This is a genomic window from Lentisalinibacter orientalis (assembly GCF_040706535.1).
Classification (GTDB): Bacteria; Pseudomonadota; Gammaproteobacteria; order Steroidobacterales; family Woeseiaceae; genus Lentisalinibacter; species Lentisalinibacter orientalis.
Genome location: NZ_JAPDRJ010000004.1, coordinates 354441 through 374131 on the forward strand (window position 1 = coordinate 354441; position 19691 = coordinate 374131).

The 19691-nt window shown below is 69.5% G+C and carries 18 protein-coding genes; 9 read left to right on the forward strand and 9 right to left on the reverse strand.

Annotation, left to right across the window (positions count from 1 at the left end):
• Positions 1 to 18 precede the first annotated feature (18 nt).
• A complete protein-coding gene (locus tag ACJMK0_RS15585) occupies positions 19 to 1878 on the reverse strand; it encodes an FHA domain-containing protein (RefSeq protein WP_405239615.1) in 1860 nt (619 codons plus the stop codon).
• A 77-nt stretch (positions 1879 to 1955) separates the two neighbouring features.
• Complete coding sequence (locus tag ACJMK0_RS15590; RefSeq protein WP_405239617.1) at positions 1956 to 3440, reverse strand: AAA family ATPase; 1485 nt, start codon at positions 3438 to 3440, stop codon at positions 1956 to 1958.
• 142 nt (positions 3441 to 3582) lie between these two features.
• Here ACJMK0_RS15590 and ACJMK0_RS15595 point away from each other — a divergent pair, with 142 nt between their 5' ends.
• Entirely contained in the window at positions 3583 to 5631 is a 2049-nt protein-coding gene (locus tag ACJMK0_RS15595; RefSeq protein WP_405239618.1) for a S9 family peptidase, read from the forward strand.
• On the opposite strand, the gene ACJMK0_RS15600 is transcribed toward ACJMK0_RS15595, so the two are convergent.
• Positions 5591 to 8401 carry a tetratricopeptide repeat protein gene (locus ACJMK0_RS15600; RefSeq protein WP_405239620.1) on the reverse strand — a complete coding sequence of 937 codons (2811 nt, stop codon included), beginning with the start codon at positions 8399 to 8401 and terminating at the stop codon, positions 5591 to 5593. The genes ACJMK0_RS15595 and ACJMK0_RS15600 overlap by 41 nt on opposite strands.
• Positions 8398 to 9660, reverse strand: a complete 1263-nt coding sequence (locus ACJMK0_RS15605) for a hypothetical protein (RefSeq protein WP_405239622.1) — start codon at positions 9658 to 9660, stop codon at positions 8398 to 8400. Before ACJMK0_RS15605 ends, ACJMK0_RS15600 begins: the two co-directional genes overlap by 4 nt.
• 121 nt (positions 9661 to 9781) lie before the next feature.
• Here ACJMK0_RS15605 and ACJMK0_RS15610 point away from each other — a divergent pair, with 121 nt between their 5' ends.
• Complete coding sequence (locus ACJMK0_RS15610; RefSeq protein WP_405239624.1) at positions 9782 to 9985, forward strand: dodecin family protein; 204 nt, start codon at positions 9782 to 9784, stop codon at positions 9983 to 9985.
• A 63-nt stretch (positions 9986 to 10048) separates the two neighbouring features.
• On the forward strand, positions 10049 to 10531 hold the full coding sequence (lysM, locus tag ACJMK0_RS15615; protein WP_405239626.1) for a peptidoglycan-binding protein LysM: 483 nt from the start codon (positions 10049 to 10051) through the stop codon (positions 10529 to 10531).
• A gap of 93 nt (positions 10532 to 10624) precedes the next feature.
• On the opposite strand, the gene ACJMK0_RS15620 is transcribed toward lysM, so the two are convergent.
• From ACJMK0_RS15620 to ACJMK0_RS15640, 5 genes are all read right to left on the reverse strand, one after another.
• Positions 10625 to 11671: an SAM-dependent methyltransferase gene (locus ACJMK0_RS15620; RefSeq protein WP_405239628.1), complete on the reverse strand. Its 1047-nt coding sequence runs from the start codon at positions 11669 to 11671 to the stop codon at positions 10625 to 10627.
• On the reverse strand, positions 11671 to 12195 hold the full coding sequence (locus tag ACJMK0_RS15625; protein ID WP_405239630.1) for a DUF2878 domain-containing protein: 525 nt from the start codon (positions 12193 to 12195) through the stop codon (positions 11671 to 11673). The genes ACJMK0_RS15620 and ACJMK0_RS15625 overlap by 1 nt, the downstream gene beginning before the upstream one ends.
• A gap of 85 nt (positions 12196 to 12280) precedes the next feature.
• On the reverse strand, positions 12281 to 12988 hold the full coding sequence (locus ACJMK0_RS15630; RefSeq protein ID WP_405239632.1) for a hypothetical protein: 708 nt from the start codon (positions 12986 to 12988) through the stop codon (positions 12281 to 12283).
• Positions 12975 to 13862 (reverse strand): hypothetical protein, encoded by an 888-nt coding sequence (locus ACJMK0_RS15635; RefSeq protein WP_405239634.1) that lies wholly within the window; start codon positions 13860 to 13862, stop codon positions 12975 to 12977. The genes ACJMK0_RS15630 and ACJMK0_RS15635 overlap by 14 nt, the downstream gene beginning before the upstream one ends.
• A 207-nt stretch (positions 13863 to 14069) precedes the next feature.
• Entirely contained in the window at positions 14070 to 14675 is a 606-nt protein-coding gene (locus tag ACJMK0_RS15640) for a nuclear transport factor 2 family protein (RefSeq protein WP_405239636.1), read from the reverse strand.
• 137 nt (positions 14676 to 14812) lie between these two features.
• Here ACJMK0_RS15640 and ACJMK0_RS15645 point away from each other — a divergent pair, with 137 nt between their 5' ends.
• From ACJMK0_RS15645 to ACJMK0_RS15670, 6 genes are all read left to right on the forward strand, one after another.
• Positions 14813 to 15565 carry a glutamine amidotransferase-related protein gene (locus tag ACJMK0_RS15645; RefSeq protein WP_405239638.1) on the forward strand — a complete coding sequence of 251 codons (753 nt, stop codon included), beginning with the start codon at positions 14813 to 14815 and terminating at the stop codon, positions 15563 to 15565.
• Positions 15566 to 15677: 112 nt separating this feature from the next.
• On the forward strand, positions 15678 to 17144 hold the full coding sequence (locus ACJMK0_RS15650) for an HAD-IB family hydrolase (RefSeq protein WP_405239640.1): 1467 nt from the start codon (positions 15678 to 15680) through the stop codon (positions 17142 to 17144).
• Between the two features lie 138 nt (positions 17145 to 17282).
• A complete protein-coding gene (locus ACJMK0_RS15655) occupies positions 17283 to 17654 on the forward strand; it encodes a DUF6249 domain-containing protein (RefSeq protein WP_405239642.1) in 372 nt (123 codons plus the stop codon).
• Between the two features lie 24 nt (positions 17655 to 17678).
• A complete protein-coding gene (locus ACJMK0_RS15660; protein ID WP_405239644.1) occupies positions 17679 to 18242 on the forward strand; it encodes an RNA polymerase sigma factor in 564 nt (187 codons plus the stop codon).
• Positions 18239 to 18574 carry a hypothetical protein gene (locus ACJMK0_RS15665; protein WP_405239646.1) on the forward strand — a complete coding sequence of 112 codons (336 nt, stop codon included), beginning with the start codon at positions 18239 to 18241 and terminating at the stop codon, positions 18572 to 18574. The genes ACJMK0_RS15660 and ACJMK0_RS15665 overlap by 4 nt, the downstream gene beginning before the upstream one ends.
• A gap of 85 nt (positions 18575 to 18659) precedes the next feature.
• Positions 18660 to 19688, forward strand: coding sequence for an ion transporter (locus ACJMK0_RS15670; protein WP_405239648.1), 1029 nt, complete (start codon positions 18660 to 18662; stop codon positions 19686 to 19688).
• The last annotated feature ends 3 nt before the right edge of the window (positions 19689 to 19691 follow it).

The window sequence follows — 19691 nt, forward strand, 5'->3', positions numbered from 1 at the left end:
CCGTGACTGGCCTCACAGTCAGGCTTCGGCGCCGGAATCCCGGGCCGTTTCCTGGTAGCGGAAGCGGCTGTCGCCGATCACCAGCGTGTCGCCCGGTTTCAGATCGGCCCGCGGTGTGCGCTCGCCGTTCACGTAGATGCCGTTCTTGCTGCCCAGGTCGACGATGTGCACCCGGTCGGCCTCGTTGATGATCGCCGCATGGAAGCGGCTGACGAACGGCGTCTTCAGCTGGATGTCGTTGCCCGCCGTGCGGCCGATGCTGATGCGTTCGCGGAACAGTGGGTAGCGGATGTCCTGCCCGTTGACCTCGGCGACCAGCGATCGGCCGACCCGCGTCTGCTCCGGGCCCGGCTCGTCTTCACCGCCCATGCTGCGCGCCATGCGGGCGTCGAGATCCTCCATCGAGGCCTCGATCGTGCCGAGCCTCGAGATGTGCTCGCGCAGCTGCACGAGCTCGGCGGACAGTGCGCCGTTGCGGGTGAGGGCGTCGGCGAGTTCGCTGCGGGTCTCGTGCAGCTCGCCGCGCAGCGACCCGATCGCGGCGGCGTCGGCCTGCTCGCGGGATTCCCGCGTCGCCAGGCGGCTCTTCAGATCGTCGACCCGGCTCTCCATCTGCTCCAGGCGCGATCGGGTCTTCTCCAGGTCGTGGTCCCGTTCGCACAGCTCGTGCCACACCTGCTGGAGCTCCTCGCTGCGTTCCTCGAGCTCGCCGGCCGCCTCCGACCGGGCCGCTTCCGCTTCGCCGGCGGCCGTGCGCGCCTCTTCCAGCGCGGTGCGCAGGCCGGCGGTTTCACCGTCGAGCCGCTCGTTGTCCGCCTTCAGCCGGGCGATGGTCTCGTTCTGCTCGTCGATGCGCCGGCCGAGTTCCTGGCGTACCTGCGCCAGTTCCCCGTTGCGACTCTGCAGCTCGCGGTCGGCATCCGTGCGTGACCGGTTGGCCTCTTCAAGCGTGGCGCGCAGCCCGGCGGCTTCGCCGTCCAGCCGCTCGTTGTCGGCCTCCAGCCGGCGGATGGTCTCGTCGCGCTCCCCGATGCGGTTGCCGAGTTCCGCGGCGGCGCGGCGCACCTCGGCGAGCGTACGGGAGAGTTCCTCCGCCTGCTCGCGCCAGCCGGCGCGCTCCTCGAGCCGGCCTTCCATCTCGGCGGCGGCCGCCTCGAGTTCGCGGCTACGCGCGTCCCGGTCGTCCAGCCGGCGGCGCAGCTCGTCGTTCTCGTCCCGGACACGGGCCAGTTCCCGTTCCAGCGCCCGGCCCGTCGCCTCCCGGCGGGTGAGCCGCCGTCCGAGTCGTGCGGCCTCCCGTTTCGCCCGAGCCGACTCGCGCCGGGTGCGGACCAGCAGCGAGAGGCCGGAACGCAGTCGCGAGTCCTGCTGTTCGGCCTCGGCCAGTGCCTGCTGCAGCCGTGCCGTCTCCTCCCGGGAGCGGGCGAGCTCCGCCTCGATTCGCTGCCGTTCGCCACCGGACTCGGTGAGCTGCCGCTCCGCGGCGTCCAGTTTCTCGGTCAGGCCGGCGCCGCGGTCGGCGGCGTCGTTCAGCTGCTCCTGCTGGGCCGCGATGCGTTCCCGGGCCGTCTCCAGTTCCTGGCGCAGGGTCGCCGCGGTGCTCTCCCTCTCGGCCAGTTCCTGCTCGACCGCGTCCCAGCGGGCCTGCATCTGCTCCAGCCGGTTCTCGAGGGAACGGATCCGCTCGCCGCGTTCTTCCAGGTCGGTCTGCAGGGAGAGGATCTTCTCTTCCCGAGTGACCGTTTCCGCGTCGAGGCCGTGCAGCTCGGCCGTCCCTTCGTCGATCGCGCCGCCGCCAAGTGCGCGCAGCTCGTCGGTGGGGTCGTCGTCGACGACGGCGGCCGGAGCATCGATCTTGTTATTTCTTTCCGATGCCATGACAAAAGTCTAGCACGCGTCCCCGCGCGAGGCGGGAGTGCGCCCCGGGCGGGGTACGGCGGGCGGCCCGGTGCGGCTCAGTCGGCGGGTACCGTGCGGGCGTCGGCCCAGCGCCGGAGGCGGTCGATACGTTCGGCCATCACGACGGAGAGGGGGCGCGTCGCCTCGATCTCGGCGAGGATGGCGGCGGTGTCCAGCGTCTGGTCCGAGCCGTGGACCGTGTAGAGTGCCGCGACGACCGCCTGCTCGATCTCGGCGCCGGAGAAGCCGTGGCTGGCGTCGGCCAGCGCGGCCACGTCGAACCCGCCGGGGTCGAGGTCCCGGGCCGCCAGGTGCAGCTGGAAGATCTCCCGCCGCACTTCGGGCCGCGGCAGATCGACGAAGAAGATCTCGTCGAAGCGGCCCTTGCGCACCAGTTCGGGAGGCAGGTCGTCGATCTCGTTCGCCGTGGCGACGACGAACACCTGCTCCCGCTTCTCCGCCATCCAGGTGAGGAAGGTGGCGAGCACCCGCCGGCCGGTGCCCGTATCGTCGCGCCCGCCGGCGATGCCCTTTTCGAGTTCGTCGATCCAGAGCACGCAGGGCGCCATGACTTCGGCGGTGCGCAGCGCCTCCCTGAGGTTGCGTTCGGTCTCGCCGTGATACTTGTTGTACAGCGCGCCGAAGTCGAGGCGCAGCAGCGGGATGCCGTAGACGCCGGCGGTGGCCTTCGCGGCGAGGCTCTTGCCGCAGCCCTGCACGCCGATCAGCAGCAGTCCCCGGGGCAGGTCGAGGTGGCGGTTCTCGCCGGGTTTCAGGAACGCGCCGCGGCGGCGTTCCAGCCAGCTCTTGAGCCGGCCCAGACCGCCCACCTCGGCGAAGTCCGCGGTCTCGTACTCGTAGGAGAGCAGGCCGCCCCGGTTCAGCAGCTCGTACTTGGCCCGCATCACCTCCGGGATGTCGGCGGCGGAGATGGCGCCGTCGCGGAATATCGCGTTGCGCGCCAGGCGCGCCGTATCGGCGGCGGTCAGCCCGCCGAGGTTGCGGATCAGCAGTTCGAAGGCCTGCTTGTCGGTGCGCACGGGACGGCCCTCGTTGGCCTGCGCCCATTCCCGGGCCACCTTGCGGACGATCTCCTCCCGTCGCGCGGGGCAGGGCATGCTCAGTTCCAGCCGGGCGGAGTAGCGCTCGATCTCCGCCGGCAGGCGGATGCGGTGACTGATCAGCACCAGATGCCGGTTCGTATTGCGGAAGCCGATGCAGATGTCCTTGATCAGGCGGACGTTGACCGGGTCGTCGATATACGGATGGAAGTCCAGCAGCACGTACAGGCCCGGCTTCTCCACCGCCCGGATGTGGCGCAGGACGTCGGCCGGCTGGCTGTTGTGCAGCTGCGGCTCCATCTCGATGTCGAGGCGCTGCAGGCCGTCGGTGACCGTCCAGCGATACAGCGGCCGGTAGTCGCCGCCGGTCAGGTTGACGTCCTTCAGCAGCTCCAGCACCCGATCCTCCTCGTGGCTCTCCACGACGATGATCGGTACCCGCGAGTTCAGTATCAGGCTGAGGTCTTTGCGCTCGTCCATAGCTCGTCCGTTGGCGGCCCGTTGTTCGTTACCCGTGCCGCTACATGCTAGACCATCCGCCGCGGGCGGCGGCTTGCGTCAGGTCACGCCACAGGGTTTTGCCGTCGGCTGCTAGAATCCCGCTCGTGATGAGGTACCGCCCATGAAGCCGACACTGCCGGCCGCCGCGCTCGCGCTGGCCGCGGCCCTGCCGCTGGCGGCCGCGCCGCTCACCGAGGAATCACTGCTCGACTGGGAATACGCGGGCAGCCCCCGCTACGCGCCCGGCGGCAATGGCAATGGCGCGCGCATCGTCTATACCCGCTTCGGCACCGACGCCGAGGCGGACGGCTACGACGCGGACCTGTGGCTGATCGGGGCGTCCGGCGAGCGGCGCCTCACGGCAGACGCCGCTGCCGATTATGCGCCGGCCTGGTCGCCGGACGGCCGGAGCCTCGCCTTCCTGTCCCGCCGGGACGGCAGCGCCCAGGTCTACGTACTGCGGGGCGGCGGTGGCGATGCATTGCAGGTCACCGCAGTCGAGGCGGGCGTGCGCGCGTTCGCCTGGGCGCCCGACAGCCGCCGCATCGCGATACTGGCGCGGCCGGCCGCCGAGCCGGAACAGGACGGAGCCTACGTCACCGAGCGCCTGCTCACGCGGCGGGACGGCCGGGAGGGCTATCGGCGGCCGGGCGCGGCGCAGCTCGGCGTCGTGGCCGTGACGGAACCGCGGACGGAGCCGCTCTGGCTCACCGATCACGAATTCGGCGCCGGCGTGCCCGCGTGGAGCGCGGACGGGACCACCCTGTATTTCAGCGCCGCCTGGGATTCGGAGGAGGCGCTGGCGCTGGGCGATACGGAACTCTATGCCGTCCCGGCCGACGGCAGCGCCGCCGCCCGGGCCATCACAGACCGCGTCGGGCCCGACGACAATCCGCTGCCGTCGCCGGACGGGAGCTGGATCGCCTGGACCGGCTTCGACGACGGCGAGCCCCCGGTCAGCTATCGCCCGGACGAGCTCTACGTGATGCGCCCGGACGGCAGCGAGCGGCGCAACCTGACGGCGGACTGGCCGGCGGGTGTCGCCGACACGATGGCCGGTGACGTCAACCCGCCGTTCGGACCGGCCCGCCGACTCGCGTGGTCGGCCGATAGCCGCAGCCTGTACTTCACGGCCGCCGTGGAGGGCCGGGTGCAGCTGATGCGGGCCGGCGTGGACGACGGCGTCGTCTCGCCGGTCACCGATTTCGACGAGGGGGATATCCGCGAGTTCGACGTGGCGGCCGACGGCAGCATCGCCGCGGTCTACAGCCGGCCGGACTCGCCGCCACAGATCGTGACCTTCCCGCCGGAGCGGGCGCAGCGCGGGGGCTGGCGCCAGCGCACGTCCCTGAACGGCGCCTACCTGGAATATCCGCGCTTCGCGGAGTACGACGAACTCCGGGTCAATTCCTTCGACGGCACGCCCATACAGGCCTGGCTGGTCCAGCCGCCGCGCTTCGACATGCGCGAGCGCCACCCGCTGATCCTCTATATCCACGGCGGCCCGCATTCGATGTACGGGACGAACTTCTTCCACGAATTCCAGGTGCTGGCCGCAGCGGGCTACTTCGTGCTCATCGCCAATCCCCGGGGCAGCACCGGCTACGGCGAGGTTTTCGGCAACGTCATTCAGTACCGTTACCCGGGCGACGATTTCCGCGACCTGATGGCCGTGGTCGACGCGGTGGCGGAGCGCGAGTACATCGACGCGGGGCGGCTCGGCGTGGCGGGCGGCAGCGGCGGCGGGCTGCTGACCACCTGGGTGGTCGGACAGACGGACCGGTTTCGCGCCGCGTCTGCGCACCGCTCCGTCACCAACTGGCTGAGCTTCGTCGGCACCACCGACATCAACCGCTACGTGACCGCGCGCTGGTTCCGCGACTACCCCTGGCGCGACCCGGAAGGCTACCTCTCGCGCTCGCCGCTGATGCTGGTGGACCGGGTCACGACGCCGGTGCAGATCATCCACAGCGACGACGACTTCCGTACGCCGCTGGAGCAGGGGCTGCAGTACTACACGGCGCTGAAGCAGCTCGGCAAGCCGGCCGAGCTGGTGGTGCTGCCGGGCGAGAGCCACGGCCTGTCACGGGACGGCGCGCCGTCCATGCGGGCGGAGCGGCTGCGGCTCATCATCGACTGGTTCGACCGGCATCTCCGGGAGGGGCGCTAGCCGGCTCCGCGTCGGCCCGCCGCGCCTCCAGCTCCCGGCCGTCCTGACGGATCACGAGTCCGGTCACCCTTCCCGTCCGGTCGCGGCGGAACAGCAGCCGTACGTCCACCAGTTCGTTGCCGAACTCGTCGACGTCCCGCGGCCGGTACGGGATGGCCGCCTGGCCGGTGATCGCGCCGAACAACAGGTTGTCGCGGCGCGTGAGGCGCAGCTCGACGCCGGCCACGCCCTCGATCTCGTAGCGGCCGACGTAGTCGTCCAGGATCATCGGGTCGATTTCGTAGTCGGCCACCTCGCGGCGCGTCACGGCCGGCCGGCCACGCAGCTCATGGCCGTATTCCTGCCAGAGCATGTGCCTGAGCCTTCCTCGCTCGTCCAGCACGAACTGCAGCCTGACCGCCGCGTCGTCGAAAAAGAACTCGGTCTCCGAGGCAGGGCGCATCAGGCGCGGGCGGTCGCCGGGAACGGTCAGGACGAGTCCCTCCGGCGTGTCGTCGATCTGTACCACGGCGCCATCCTCCCGGCGGTAGCGGCGCGCATAGCGTTCTCGTTCGGACGGGTCGAGATCGATCGCCTGCGGCCTGGCCGGCTGCGCATGCTCGACAGGCGGGGCGGTGGCGAGCGCCGCGCGGTCGCGCTGAATGTAGGAGTCCAGCAGGGTCCGGAACTGCCCGCCGCCGGCAGAAGCCAGGAGCGCCCGGAGATCGTCGGCGATTTCCACATAATAGGCCTGCCGGAAACCGCGCTCCGCCGCCGCGCGCAGTTCCCGCAGCGCTAGCTCGGGCCGGCTGCGCAGGGATAAGACCTGGGCGTACTGGGCGTGCGCGCTCGCCGTGTCGATGCCGGCCGAGAGACGCTCTTCGAGGTAGGTCTGGAGCGCGTCCAGGAGGCCGCCGGCCTCCGCCCCGAGGCCGAGCTGCCGGTAGGTGCGGATCATCCAGGGCAGCCAGGCCTGGTTCGTCTCGTTGACTACCGGTCCGGCGACGCCGCCGTCGTAGCTGAGCGCCTCCGCGTAGGCATCGCGCGCGGCCTCCAGCTCGCCCGCGAAGAAGTTTGCGGAGCCGAGCCAGGCCAGGAGACCGGGCGGGAGAGACACGCCGTAGGGCTCCAGGTTGCGGGCATACCGATCGGCCGTGGTGCGCACGTAGTCGAGGTTATCCTCGTAGCGTCCGTTCGCCACGTACCAGAGGCTGGTGGCCTGCAGCGTGTACGGATCTTCCGGGTCCATCTCTTCCATGACCGCCAGCCAGCGACGTGCCTCTTCTGGTTGCCGCAGGTCCGTGTGCAGCGCGACGAGGTAGTACAGGGCCAGCAGGTTGCGGGGGTCGCGCTCGAGTTCCGTGCCCGCCCAGCGCGCCGCCTCTGACAGGTTGCCGCGGGCGTGGGCGGACTGGATCAGGTTATTGTGATGGGCGCCGATCTCCGCCGGCTGTAACTCGAGCAGCCGGCGGAAGTGGGTCTCGGCCTGCAGATGGCGGCCCATCGTGCTCAGCAGGTTGCCCAGGTTGGTATTGAGCGGAATCGACAGGGGATCACGCTCGTAGGCGCGCAGATAGGTACTGAGAGCGTCCCGATAACGGTCCTGGGCGAGCAGTACGCTGCCGTACCAGGTCAGCGCTTCCTCGTTGGCGGGATCGAGCGAGAGGGACCGGCCAAGTGCCTCCTCGGCCGCGGGGTACTGGGCCTGCTGCAGGCGCAGCAGGCCCAGGGAGGCCCAGGCCTCCGGTAGCTCCGGATCCAGCTCGAATGCCCGGTTGATGAGGTCCTCGACCTGCGGCGTGACGTCGTCCAGGCGCTCGTTGCCGTAGTCGATCAGCAGGGAAAGCGTGTCGGCGAGGCCCGCATAGGCGAGCGCGTAGCCGGTGTCCACCTCGGTGGCCCTGGCGTAGTAGTCGCGGGCGCGCAGCAGCGCCTCCTCGGTGCGCTCGTGCGCGGCAGTGCGGCCCTTCAGATACAGCTCGTAGGCTTCGACGTTCTCGGTTGCCTCGGCTGCCGTCTCCGCATTGCCGCCGAGCAGGGTGAATTCCAGCTTGCGGGCGATAGCCGCCGCGATCTCGTCCTGGATGCGGAACACGTCGTCCAGCGGACCCTCGTAGGTCTCCGACCAGAGATGGAAGCCGTCGCGGGCGTCGATGAGCTGTGCGGTCACGCGCACCCGGTTCGCGTTGTCGTCCTTGCGCACGCTGCCCTCGAGAATGGTGGCCACGTTCAGCGCCTCGCCGATTTCCGGGATGCTGCGATCGGTGCCGCGGAAGACGAAGGACGAGGTGCGGGCGGCGACCCTGAGGCCTTCCACGCGGGCCAGGGTGTGCAGGAGTTCCTCGGCGATGCCGTCGCCCAGGTAGGCGCTGTCCCGGTTCGGGCTGAGGTCGTCGAAGGGCAGCACCGCGATGGAGCCCAGGTTGCCGGCGGGTCGGTCCGCGCCTCGGTCGTCGAGGCGCTCGCTGACGATGTAGGCGATGGCGACGGCGAGCAGTCCGAGCAGCACCAGATCGGTCCAGCGGCCGAACAGCCGCCGCGGCGGCTCGGCGGCCTCGCTCCGGTCCGGCGTGCGGACGATGCCCTCCGGCGTGATGTCGAAGAACCAGGCCAGCACCAGAATCAGCGGGAAGCCGGCGATGGCCGCCAGGATCACGGAGCGGACCGCCGATTCCGGCAGGCCGAGATAGGGGAAGATGACATCCGCCGCCTCGATGACCACCCAGCAGGCGACGACGTAGGTCGCGACCGACCGGAATACGCGGCGCCGCCTGAGCTCGTCGATGATCACGTGGCCGGCTCTCCCAGCGCGTCGCGGAATTCCGCCGACGCCAGGGTGCGCGACGATGCGCCGATGATCGCCGCCGTCGTCTCTCGCAGCTCGTCGAGGTCGATGTGTCCGCCGCCCTCCGCGAGCCGCCGGAAGACGTCGTCGAGGCTGGCGTCTCCCCCGGTCCGGTCGCGGATCTCCCGGTCGAGCTCCCGGAATACGCTCACCGCCCGGGCGGTGGTCGCGCCGGTCGAGTGCCGCCGGCGCAGTCCCTCCGACTCCTCGCCCCACTCGGCCAGGTCGCGGAACGTTTCGCGGCTGCGCGCGGCGGTGACCGTCCCGGTGCGGCGCAGGACCTCCACGCTGTAGTACTCGGCCAGACCCTCCAGGATCCAGTCGTCGCCGCGCACGGTGTCGCGCCCGAGGGCGATGTGCATGAGTTCGTGGAGCAGGGTGCTGGTGCCGTTCTCGCTGATCAGCGGGCGCTCGGCATGGACGTAGAGCGAGTCCGGGGCCGACAACGCGCCGCGCCACATGGGATCGCCGGCGGAAACCACGGTGAGCCGCTCGGGGAAATCCGGCACCAGCCGCACGATGGCGGGCAGGTTCCAGTTCAGCAGCGCCAGCACGTCGACCCGGCGCACGCCCTGGTCGACGGGCCCCGCCACCGCCACGCGGACGCCGGCGATGGTGTCCCGGCGCACGCCGATGCTGCCGGCCACCATCCAGCCCGTGGGCCGGTCGAAGCGGCGTTCGTCGTTCACGACCTGATAGCGGCCATCCTCTTCACGGTACGGCGTGACGACGGACCATCCGCGCGGCACCCGGAGGCTCAGCGTGCTCCGCGATACGGCGCCCTTCAGGGTGCGGGTCGCGGCGGCCGGAAAGGCGTCCTCGCCCCGGAACAGTGCCCACTCGGGGCCGAGCCGGGCGTCGTAGGCCTCGCCGCGGGGATGCACCAGCGCGGCTCGCCAGCGCAGGGTCCCTCCCGCCTCGGGCGGCCGCCAGACGAGCGTGCCGTCGCGCCGCTCGATCTCGCCGTCGCCGGCGAATTCGGTCCAGCGTTCCCCGGAGAGGCTGAAGCGGGCCTCGCGCAGCAGATGGCGCGGCTGTTCGAGCGTGATCGATGCCTGCGCGACGCCCCGCAGGGGCTCCAGCACGAGTTCGTAATGCAGACGGTACGTGAGTTCATCCGACGCGGGCGCGGCGGACGCCTCGCCGGCGACGCGGCAGGCGCCGAGGGCGAGGCAGACCAGCAGGAGGAGGCAGGTGTGGCGCATTCTGCGTATTATGCGGAAAACGGCGGCACCGAACAGGGACGACGGTGTAGCCGCCTCCCGCAGCCGCGGCCGGGCAATCCCGCCGGGTCGCGGGCCGTCGTTTTGCCACAAGGAGAAGAACATGAGCGTTGCAAGAGTCACCGAGATCACGAGTGCATCGGACAAGAGCTTCGAGGATGCGATCGAGAAAGGCATAGAGCGTGCCAATGAGACCCTCGACAACATCGAAGGCGCGTGGGTCCAGGACATGAAGGTGGTCTGCGACAGCGGCAAGATCAAGGAGTACCGCGTCAACATGAAAGTCACCTTCGTTCTGAAGGGCTGACCCGTTCTGTGACCCCTGACGGCCGGCCGCGTTCACCGCGGCCGGCGCAACGAGGAGAATGAAATGGATCTATTGGGTTTCGCGAAGGATATCGGACGCCGGATCTTCAACAAGGACGAGGAGGCCGCGGAGAAGATCAAGGAGCTGATCCTGCAGAACAACCCCGGCGTGCGCAATCTCGAAGTGGAATTCGACCAGGGCGTGGTTGGGCTGTCGGGCGAGTGCGAATCCGGCGCCGCCATGCAGAAGTGCGTGCTGCTCGCGGGCAACGTGGAGGGCGTGATCGACGTCTACGCGAACAAGATGACGATCCGCGCGCCCGCGGCCGCCGAAGCTGACAAGGGCGGCGAGAGCGCGGAGGTCGAGCCCGAGGAGGAGCCGGTGGAGTTCTACACCATCCGCTCCGGCGACACGCTCAGCAAGATCGCGAAGCAGTACTACGGCGACGCGATGAAGTATCCCCGCATCTTCGAGGCGAACCGGGAAGTGATCGAGGACCCGGACAAGATCTATCCGGGCCAGCGCATCCGCATCCCGCTCGGCTGACCGGCCGCCGGGAGTCGCGAGCCATCGGACGGGCCCTGCGGGGCCCGTCTCTCGTCGAGCCTGGGTCGGGCCTGGGTCGGGCCTGGGTCGCGCCTAGGCCGGCCGGCGGAAGCGGTAGTGGCCCACCAGCCACTGGCGGCCGTCGGCGTAGCCGAACAGCTCCGCGCAGGCCATGTAGAAGATGCGCCAGCGCTGCAGCCAGATCTGCGCATCCCGCGCGGCGAGGTCCTCGCCGAGGATGCCGAGCGCGGCCTCCCGATGTGCGTCCAGTTTTTCCAGCCAGGCGTTGCAGGTGCGCTCGTAGTGGCGTCCCCCCACCAGCCAGCGCTCCTCCAGGCGGAGATCGTCCTGGAAGTGCAGCAGCGTATCCGCCGAAGGCATGATGCCGCCGGTGAAGAAGTGCTGCGCCATCCAGTCCGTCCTGCCCTCCACCTGGAAGGGGTAGAGCAGTTCCCGGTGGCAGAAGTGATGGACGAACAGCTGCCCGCCCGGCCGCAGCCAGCCGGCGATTCGGCGCATCAGCTCGCGGTAGTTGCTCATATGCTCGAACATCTCCACCGACACGACGCGGTCGAAGGTGTCGCCGGCATCGAACTCGCGCATGTCGGCGGTGATCACGTCGATGTTGCCGAGGCCTCGTTCACGGGCCAGCGCGAGGATGGTCTCGCGCTGGGGGGCGGAGTTGGAGACGCACAGTATCTCCGCCTTCGGCAGATGCTCGGCCATCCACAGCGACAGCGAGCCCCAGCCGCAGCCCAGCTCCAGGATGCGCTGGCCGTCCTCGAGCCGCGCGCGCTCCACCGTGAGCGCGAGCATGCGGGCCTCGGAGTCGTCCAGCGTGGTCGTCGACTCGTCCCAGTAGCCGCAGCTGTACTTGCGGTGGCGCCCGAGGCAGAGGCGGAAGAACTCCGGCGGCACTTCGTAGTGCTGCTCGTTGGCGGCGTCCGTGTGCACCGCCACGGGCCCCTCGGAGAGTTCGGAGATGCGCAGCCGGAAACGCGCGTCCTGGGCGTCGGCGTCGGCCAGGCGCTCGTTCGCCAGGCGTCCGGCGAGCAGGCGCCGGATGCCCTGGCGGATCAGCACATCGGGTACGAGGCCGCGCTCGGCCCAGTCGATACCCCAGTCACCAGGACCGGCCATCACGCGGCCTCGTCGGCGCTGCGCAGCAGCGACGGCAGCGGCGCCGCGTGGGCGAACCAGACCAGCAACGGCGTTACCACGGCCCAGGCCAGCCCCAGGTAGAGGAGCCCGAGCTCGCCGGGGAATGCGGCCGCGCCCAGCTTCGATCCGGCAGTGAAGGACAGCGGCTGACCAATGGCGCCGAACAGCGCCGCCAGCCGGTAGCGCCCGGCCAGCCAGCCGAGGCAGCCGCGCAGGGTGAGCGCGAACACCACCCACAGCGTGAGTATCCAGGCGGGCGCCAGCGGTCCCCACGGCGAGGCGTAGTCCAGCAGCCCCAGCGCGACGAAGCTGCCGTCCACCAGCAGTCCCAGCGAGAGTGCGAAGGCGCACAGCGCCAACAGCCGGCCGCGGGAAGACTCCCGGGAGAGCTCCCAGGCGAGGAAGGCAACGGCCAGCAGCATGCCGGGCCAGACGATGCCGTTGGCGGCACCGAGCACCAGCGCGAACCAGCACGCGTTGAAGAGGATGAAGTTGATCAGCACGAGGCGAATCCCGGGATTGTCCGTTGACCCGTCTGCTGTTCGGCGCAGGCGGCCGTCCGGATGCAGCCAGGCCGGCGGATCGGGCTCAGCCGGTCGTGTCGGTGTCGGCGATGAAGGTCCGCAGCCGGTCCGCCAGGTTCTTGCACGCCGCAGTCTGGGTGCGCGCGATCAGTGGCACCGGGATCACGATGGCCGGCAGGTAGGACGTGCCGGAGACGTCCGCCTTCACCGAGCCGGCGGACTTCAGCTCCTTCAGATCCCAGATCGATGCCTCGTAGTTGGCCTCGTTCTCCCACCAGGCGAAGCCGAAGCAGCCGCCGCCGCCGGGTCCCGCCGCGCAGGACAGGCTGCCGCCGCCGCCGGTGCGCTCGGTATCGCCGTCGAGCCAAACGATGTAGCGAACGCCGCTGTCGCGGATGCGCTCGCGCACGCCCGGGCGCTGCATGAAACGCTGCAGCGCCTTCGTCTCCGCGGGCGCCGTGCGCGGCTCCAGCCAGGGGAACAGCGCGTCCACGAACTGTTCGTCCGGCATCACGGCCAGGCCTTCGCGACCGTTGCCCAGCGCGTTGCCGACGCAATCGGTGAAGCCGCGCTCCGTCTCGTTGCCGAGATGGTAGCTGCGCGCCATGACCACCACCGCCTCTCCGTCCAGGATGCCGGTGGCCGCACTCTTCTCCTGTTCCATCCGTGCCGTGACGCAGCCGCTCAGCAGGACGGCCGTCCCGGCCAGCCCCAGCAGCAGCATCCGGCCGGGGCCCGTCGCCTCGACTCTGCCGTCTCTAGCCTCGGTCATCGGTGAGATTCCCCTGGAAATTCGCCTGGGCTGCATCGCCCGTGTTGGCTGCCACGTCCGTGGACTGCCCCGGTCCCTCGTCGGCCGGCAGCTCGGCCTCGTCTTCGGTGCCGGGCGGGGCCACCACCGTCACGGCGCCGGACTCCGCCTCGGCCGCCGGGTCGACTGCGGAATCGCCCGCTGAATCACCTGCGGACTCCGCGGAGGAAGCGCCCGCGGGCCCGGTCTGAGCGGTCATGCTTTCCTCCTCTTCCGGCTCCGACCCGGGCATGCCGCTGCCGCCGGGGTCGCCGAGCCCGGTCTCCCGCGCAAAGCGCAGGCCGATCATGGCGGCCGCATCCCGCATGGCGAGCACCGCGGCGCGGGCCAGTGCTTCGTCCGCGCTGAACATGCCCTCGGAGCCGGCCTTGCCGTAGGCGGCGATGGGCCAGTTTGAGATCTCCGTGCCCTCGGCGTCGAAGATGCGCAGCCGGTAGCGGATCCAGATGGTATAGGCATCCGAGCGGCTCTGGGCGGGCAGGGCGAACTCGAAGGCCTCGATGCTCGCCTCGATGAGGGCATCGGCGCCCACCGCCTCGACGTCCGTATCCGCGTCGACCTCCACCACCTCGCTGAACATGGACTCGAACAGATGCCGGAAGGCGAGCTTGTTGGCGGCCCCCAGGCTGATGGTCCATTTCTGCCGCCCGAGCACCTCCTCCTGATGCACGTAGCGCGACATTTCGGGCGAGTAACGAACGGCCACCTTCAGCGGCAGCTGATTCAGCAGGGGGTCGGGGAGAGCGGGATCCGTAAGCGCAACCTGACTCGAGCAGCCCGAAATGCCCAGGGCCGCCAGGACGACTGCGACGATGGCAGAAACTCTCCCGGTCAAGCGACGCTCCATCGGCCGAAGCGGCCGGTGATTCCCTCGGTGATTGCCCAGGAAGTGATTGCCCGGGAATCGGGTATCGAATCCATGATATCGACTTGCGCGGCCGCCCGAAGTTTCATCCTGGCCGCGGCAAGGAATGCACGCTTCGACTCTAGACCCAGTGCGCCCGTCATGCAAGCAGCCCGGCCGCCGCCTCGCCAGCCCGCCTCAGAAGCGCGCGCGGATGGCGCGCAACAGCCCGCCGATCACGGGTATGTGCTCGTACAGCCCGCCTGCGGAGTCCCAGAAATCCTGGTGCAGGACCACGCGTCCGTCGTCGTCGAAGCGAAAGTGAGTGACGCCCCACGACACCAGCGGCTCGCCGTCGGCCAGCGCGCCGACGCGCATGGTCATCCGCCAGCGGAAGTAGAAATCGTCGCCGGAACGGCCGATGTGGTGGAATTCCACCTGCACGGAGTCGGCATTCTGCGCCGTGTGCAGGAAGTATTCCTCGATGGCTGCGGCGCCCCGCAGGGTCTTCAGCGTGTCGTTGAAAAAGGCGTCCGGGGCATAGACCTCGCGGGCCATGCGCTGCACCCCTTCGGGCGTGAGTTCGCCGAAGAACTCCCGCAGCCTCGCGACGGCGGCGGCCTCGGCCTCGCTGCCCGGCGCGGGACCCATCCCCTCGGTGCGGACCAGGGCCTCCTCGTAGGCGGCCACATGGGCGGCGGGGGCAGCCACGTCGGCGCTGCGGATCGCCCACGCCAGCAGGCCTGCCAGGACGACGGCCAGGACGCCGATGACAAGCAGGGTTACAATCGCGAGCTTTTGCATGCCGGTCTCCTTGCGGGGTGGCCGCGGCCTGAGACGGTGGTGAACGAATGGTGACGACGACAAGCATAGTGCACATGAACGCTGCCGGCGTCGGCACGTTATTCGGCGCTTGCCGCTGATCGGATCAGGAGCCGCCCATGCCGCGTCCCAAGGTCCTCGTCTTTCAGCACGTGCCTTTCGAGCCCCTCGGCACGCTCGACCCGCTGCTGAAGGAGCACGGCTTCCGCATCGGCTACGTGAACTTCAGCCGGGACCCGGCACAGCGCCCGCGGCTCGCCGGCTACGATGCGCTGATCGTCCTCGGCGGACCGATGAATGTGGACGAGGTCGATGACTATCCCAACCTGGCCACCGAGGTGGAGCTGATCCGGGAGGCGCTGGAGCGGGGCCGGCACGTGCTCGGGATCTGCCTGGGCGCGCAGCTGCTGGCGAAGGCGCTGGGCGGCGCGGTGGCGCCGAACGGCGCTCACGAGATCGGCTGGCACGAGGTGCGGCTCACCGCCGACGGCGAGACCGACCCGGTGCTTTCCGCGCTGGATGCGCCGTCGCCGCTGTTTCACTGGCACGGCGATCGCTTCGAGCTGCCGCCGGGCGCCAGCCACCTGGCGGAATCCGCGCTGTGCGCCAATCAGGCGTTCCGTTACGGCGAGCTGGCGCTGGGGCTGCAGTTTCACCTCGAGGTGGATCGGGCGCTGATCGAGCGCTGGCTGACGGTGCCGGTCAACCGCCGTCTGCTGGCGCGTCTGCAGGGTCGGGTGGACCCGGAGGCGATACGACAGGAGACGCCTGCGCTCATCGCGGCGCTGGAGGCGCGCAGCCGGCGCGTCTTCGGCCGCTGGATAGAGCAGTTCGGCCTGCCGCGGCGGCGGCGCGCGCTGCCGTCGCGCTGAGCGGTGCCGCGCATAGGCGGTTCGGGCGGCTTTTTCGGCCGCATCCCGGGCTGATTTTTACCGTCGTTGCCTGCATGATAGGCCGTTCAACCAACCGAGCGGGAACCCGAGCATGAAGCTGTACGCCGACGTCACCCGGGAGATCGACGAGATGCCGGAGGGCCCGGAGGTCGTCGCCTTCTTCGACCTGGACGGCACCCTGCTGTCCGGGTTCTCGGTGACGTCGATGATGCGCGAACGGCTCACCTCCGGCGAACTCAAGCCCCGCCAGGCGCTGGTGCAGTTCGTCTCGTTCGTCGGCCAGGGCTTCCGCAGCCGGGAATTCCCGGCCATGCTGAAGGCCGCCACGCGGACGCTGGAGGGCGTCGAGGAGGCCTCCTTCGTGCGCCTCGGCCGCGAGACGTTCCGCAAATACGTGAGCGGTGCCATCTATCCGGAGTCCCGCGCGCTGGTGCGCGCCCACCAGCGCAAGGGCCACACCGTGGTGGTGCTGTCCTCGGCCACGCCGTACCAGGTCAACCCGGTGGCCGAGGAGCTGGAGATCGAGCACGTGCTGTGCACCCGCTTCGAGGTGGAGGAGGGCCGGTTCACCGGCCGGCTGGTCGAGCCCATCACCTATGGGGAAGGCAAGCTCACGGCCGCGCGCAAGTTCCTGAAGGCGCGCCGCCGGAAGCTCGCCAACAGCTTCTTCTACACGGACGGTGCCGAGGACGTGCCCCTGCTCGAACACGTCGGCTATCCGCGTCCGCTCAACCCGGACAGCGACCTGGAGGAGGTGGCCCGGGAGAAAGGCTGGCCGATCCGGCGCTTCCACAGCCGCGGCCTGCCCGGCGTGCGCGAGCTGCTCGGCACCGGGCTGGCCTGGGGCGCGCTCGTCTCTTCCGCGTTGGCCAGTGTCCCCGTGCTCGCGCTCAACCGCTCCCGGCGCGACGCCGCCAACCTGGCCATCGCGACGTTCGGCGACTTCGCCAGCGCGCTGGCGGGTCTCGATCTGCAGGTGACGGGAGAGCAGCATCTCTGGTCGCACAGGCCCGCCGTATTCGTATTCAATCACCAGAGCGGGGCGGACATGGTGATCCTCGCGAAGCTGCTGCGGCAGGATTTCACGGGTATCGCCAAGAAGGAGCTCAGGAGTAACCCGATTCTCGGCCCGCTCATGTGGGCCACCGAGACGGTCTTCATCGACCGGGCCAATACGGAGCGCGCGATCGAAGCCATGCGTCCGGCGGTCGAGACGCTGAAGAGCGGCCTGTCCATCGTGCTGGCGCCGGAGGGGACGCGCAGTCTCAGCGACCGGCTGGGGCCGTTCAAGAAGGGCGCGTTCCACCTGGCCATGCAGGCGGGCGTGCCGATGGTGCCCATCGTGATCCACAACGCGACGGATGCGCTGCCGAAGAGCGGCATCTTCGTGCGTCCCGCCACCATCAAGGTTGAGATACTGCCGCCCGTGCCCACCGACGACTGGGAGCCCGAGACCATCGATCAGCACGTGCGGGCAGTGCGCCGCATGTTCCTGAAGGCGCTGGATCAGCTGCCGGAGCCCGGCGAAGAAGAGATTAGTAATAACAATAAATTATAGAATCTTCCTCGAAAGAATATCGAGCGCTGTCGAGGCCGCGGCAGAGAATTTCCGGCCCGCATGCATCCGATCCCGCGGCTCGTGTCATCTCTTCATCGGACAGCGGGGAATTCCCCCGGACAAGAGGAGACACGGATAATGGGTGACTTCGACAGCGAGATTCTCGTGCCCATCACACTATTCATCAGCATCGCCGTGGTGTTTGCTCTGGCCTTCATGTATCGGGCGCGGCAGCGGGAGCAGATCCAGCTGACGGTGCGCCAGGCCATCGACAAGGGCCAGGAGCTGACGCCGGAGCTGCTCGAGAAGCTCGGCCACACCGGCGCGCAGCCCCACTCGGATCTGCGGCGCGGCGTCATCGCGGTGGCCATCGGCCTCGGCATCGGCGCATTCGGGATTATCCTCGGGCAGGAGGACGCGATGCGTCCGCTCGTGGCCATCGGAGCGATCCCGCTGCTGATCGGTGTCGCGTACCTGGGATTGTGGAAGTTCGCAGGGAGAGACGCGTGATTACGAGGAGGCCCTCGGGACGCGATGTCGACATCGGCGAGCGATGAGGAACTGGTTGCCCTCGCGGTTGCCGCCGGGGATCAGGCGGCCTTCGGGGAGCTGGTGCGGCGCCACCAGTCCCGGGTGCGTGGCTGGCTGCGGCAGCTCACCGGCGACGCCGCGGAGGCCGACGACCTCGCCCAGGAGACCTTCCTCAAGGCGTGGACCCGGCTCAATACCTTCGCCGCCCGCGGGCGCTTCCAGGCGTGGCTCATGAAGCTCGCCTACAATGAATTCCTGCAGGCGTTGCGCGGCGGACAGCGGCGGCGCCGTCTGGCGGGCGAGTACGAGGCGGATGCCGTGGCGCGCGGCCGGACCGCGGACGAATCGATGTCCGGCACCGGCAGCGAACTGCCCGACCTGCCACGGCTCCTTTCGGTGCTGGGGGAGGAGGAGCGGCACGTAATGCTGCTGGGTTATGGCTGCGGCTGCTCTCACTCCGAGATCAGCGAGATCACCGGCATGGCGCTCGGCACGGTCAAGTCGCACATGCACCGGGGCAGGGAGCGCATCCGGCAGTCCTTCGCGCTGGAGGCGAGCGAGTCATGAGGCGGACGGGAGAAGAATTCGAGCGGCTGCTCGAGCGCGAGTTCGCCCGCGCTTTCGAGCCGGTGGCCGACGACGGATTCAGTGAGCGCGTGCTGCGCCGCGTCCGGCGCCGGGGGCGGGCGAGGGTGCTGGCGCTGACCCTGGCGGGTGCCGTCGGCCTGGCGGTGGCTTTCGTGCCGCTGGTGCAGATCGCGGGCGCGCTGAGCGAGTTCTCGCCGGTCCTCACCGAGAGCTGGCGGCTGTCGGAACTGCCGGCCCAGTATCGTTATATCGTGGCCGCCGCGCTGCTCGGCCTCGCGAGCCCGCTCCTGATCCGTCTGCTGGAGCGCTGAATCTTACCGGCTGGCTCAAGTTTCACCGATCCCGGCCGCTAACCCCTTCAGAGCCACGCCGCAGAGGCGACAGGGGCGCGCGCCCATGAAGACCATCCGCCTGCAGGAGCGACACGTCGACCGGCCGGCCGGCCGCATGGCGGTCGGCGGGAGCGGCGATGCCGGCCTGCGCGGGACCCTCTACGACCTGCTGGAGGGTGAGCGGTCCGGCAGCCGTCTCGGCCGCTTCGTGAACCGGGCGCTGGTCGCGCTGATCCTCGCGAATGTCGCGGCCGTGATCCTGGAGTCCCAGCTGTCCGTGCAGCGGGTGACGCCCGAGTTCTTCCACGGCTTCGAGATCGCCTCGGTGGTGATCTTCACGCTGGAATATCTGGCGCGCCTGTGGGCCGCGCCGGCGGACCCGCGCTACCAGGGCTTGCCGCCGTGGCGGGCGCGCCTGAGCTACGCCATCTCGCCGCTGGCGGTGATCGACCTGCTGGCCATCGCGCCTTTCTACCTGGCGCTGCTGATCCCCATCGACCTGCGCTACCTGCGCGCCTTCCGGCTGCTGCGCCTGTTGAAGTTATCCCGTTATTTCGACGGGTTACAGATTTTTCTTAAAGTCATTAGGGCGGAGATCGGCGCCATCTCCGCCGCGCTGCTCACCATGTTCGTGCTGGTCATCATCTCGGCCTGCCTCATGTTCTCGCTGGAGAGCCAGGCTCAGCCCCAGGTGTTCCGCAGCGTCGTGGATGCCATCTGGTGGGCGGTGGTCACGCTGACCACGGTGGGCTACGGGGACGTCACTCCGGTGACGGCGGGCGGCAAGATCCTGGCCATGGGCATCATGCTGATGGGCGTCGCCACTTTCGCCCTGCCGGCGGGCATCCTCGCGGCGCGTTTTTCGGAAGAACTGCAGGAGCGGCGCGAGAAGCTGCGCTTCGAGGTGGCCGAGGCGCTGAGCGACGGCATGCTGGACCCCGGCGAGCAGGCGGAACTCGCCCGCCTGCGCGCGGAACTCGGACTCTCCGAGGACACCCTGACGCGGCTGGTGGAGCTGCACGGGAGGACGGGGCACGGCTTTCGCTATTGTCCGCAGTGTGGGGAGCATCTGGAGGGCCCGCGTCCGCGCTGAGGG

Bases quoted from the DNA above. Each gene is read 5' to 3' on its own strand.
- ACJMK0_RS15595 (WP_405239618.1), top strand. From the start codon at position 3,583: ATGAAGCCGACACTGCCGGCCGCCGCGCTCGCGCTGGCCGCGGCCCTG.
- ACJMK0_RS15660 (WP_405239644.1), top strand. From the start codon at position 17,679: ATGTCGACATCGGCGAGCGATGAGGAACTGGTTGCCCTCGCGGTTGCC.
- ACJMK0_RS15640 (WP_405239636.1), bottom strand. From the start codon at position 14,675: ATGCAAAAGCTCGCGATTGTAACCCTGCTTGTCATCGGCGTCCTGGCC.
- ACJMK0_RS15630 (WP_405239632.1), bottom strand. From the start codon at position 12,988: ATGACCGAGGCTAGAGACGGCAGAGTCGAGGCGACGGGCCCCGGCCGG.
- ACJMK0_RS15670 (WP_405239648.1), top strand. From the start codon at position 18,660: ATGAAGACCATCCGCCTGCAGGAGCGACACGTCGACCGGCCGGCCGGC.
- ACJMK0_RS15650 (WP_405239640.1), top strand. From the start codon at position 15,678: ATGAAGCTGTACGCCGACGTCACCCGGGAGATCGACGAGATGCCGGAG.
- ACJMK0_RS15665 (WP_405239646.1), top strand. From the start codon at position 18,239: ATGAGGCGGACGGGAGAAGAATTCGAGCGGCTGCTCGAGCGCGAGTTC.
- ACJMK0_RS15645 (WP_405239638.1), top strand. From the start codon at position 14,813: ATGCCGCGTCCCAAGGTCCTCGTCTTTCAGCACGTGCCTTTCGAGCCC.
- ACJMK0_RS15605 (WP_405239622.1), bottom strand. From the start codon at position 9,660: ATGCGCCACACCTGCCTCCTCCTGCTGGTCTGCCTCGCCCTCGGCGCC.
- ACJMK0_RS15590 (WP_405239617.1), bottom strand. From the start codon at position 3,440: ATGGACGAGCGCAAAGACCTCAGCCTGATACTGAACTCGCGGGTACCG.
- ACJMK0_RS15620 (WP_405239628.1), bottom strand. From the start codon at position 11,671: ATGGCCGGTCCTGGTGACTGGGGTATCGACTGGGCCGAGCGCGGCCTC.
- lysM (WP_405239626.1), top strand. From the start codon at position 10,049: ATGGATCTATTGGGTTTCGCGAAGGATATCGGACGCCGGATCTTCAAC.
- ACJMK0_RS15585 (WP_405239615.1), bottom strand. From the start codon at position 1,878: ATGGCATCGGAAAGAAATAACAAGATCGATGCTCCGGCCGCCGTCGTC.
- ACJMK0_RS15610 (WP_405239624.1), top strand. From the start codon at position 9,782: ATGAGCGTTGCAAGAGTCACCGAGATCACGAGTGCATCGGACAAGAGC.
- ACJMK0_RS15655 (WP_405239642.1), top strand. From the start codon at position 17,283: ATGGGTGACTTCGACAGCGAGATTCTCGTGCCCATCACACTATTCATC.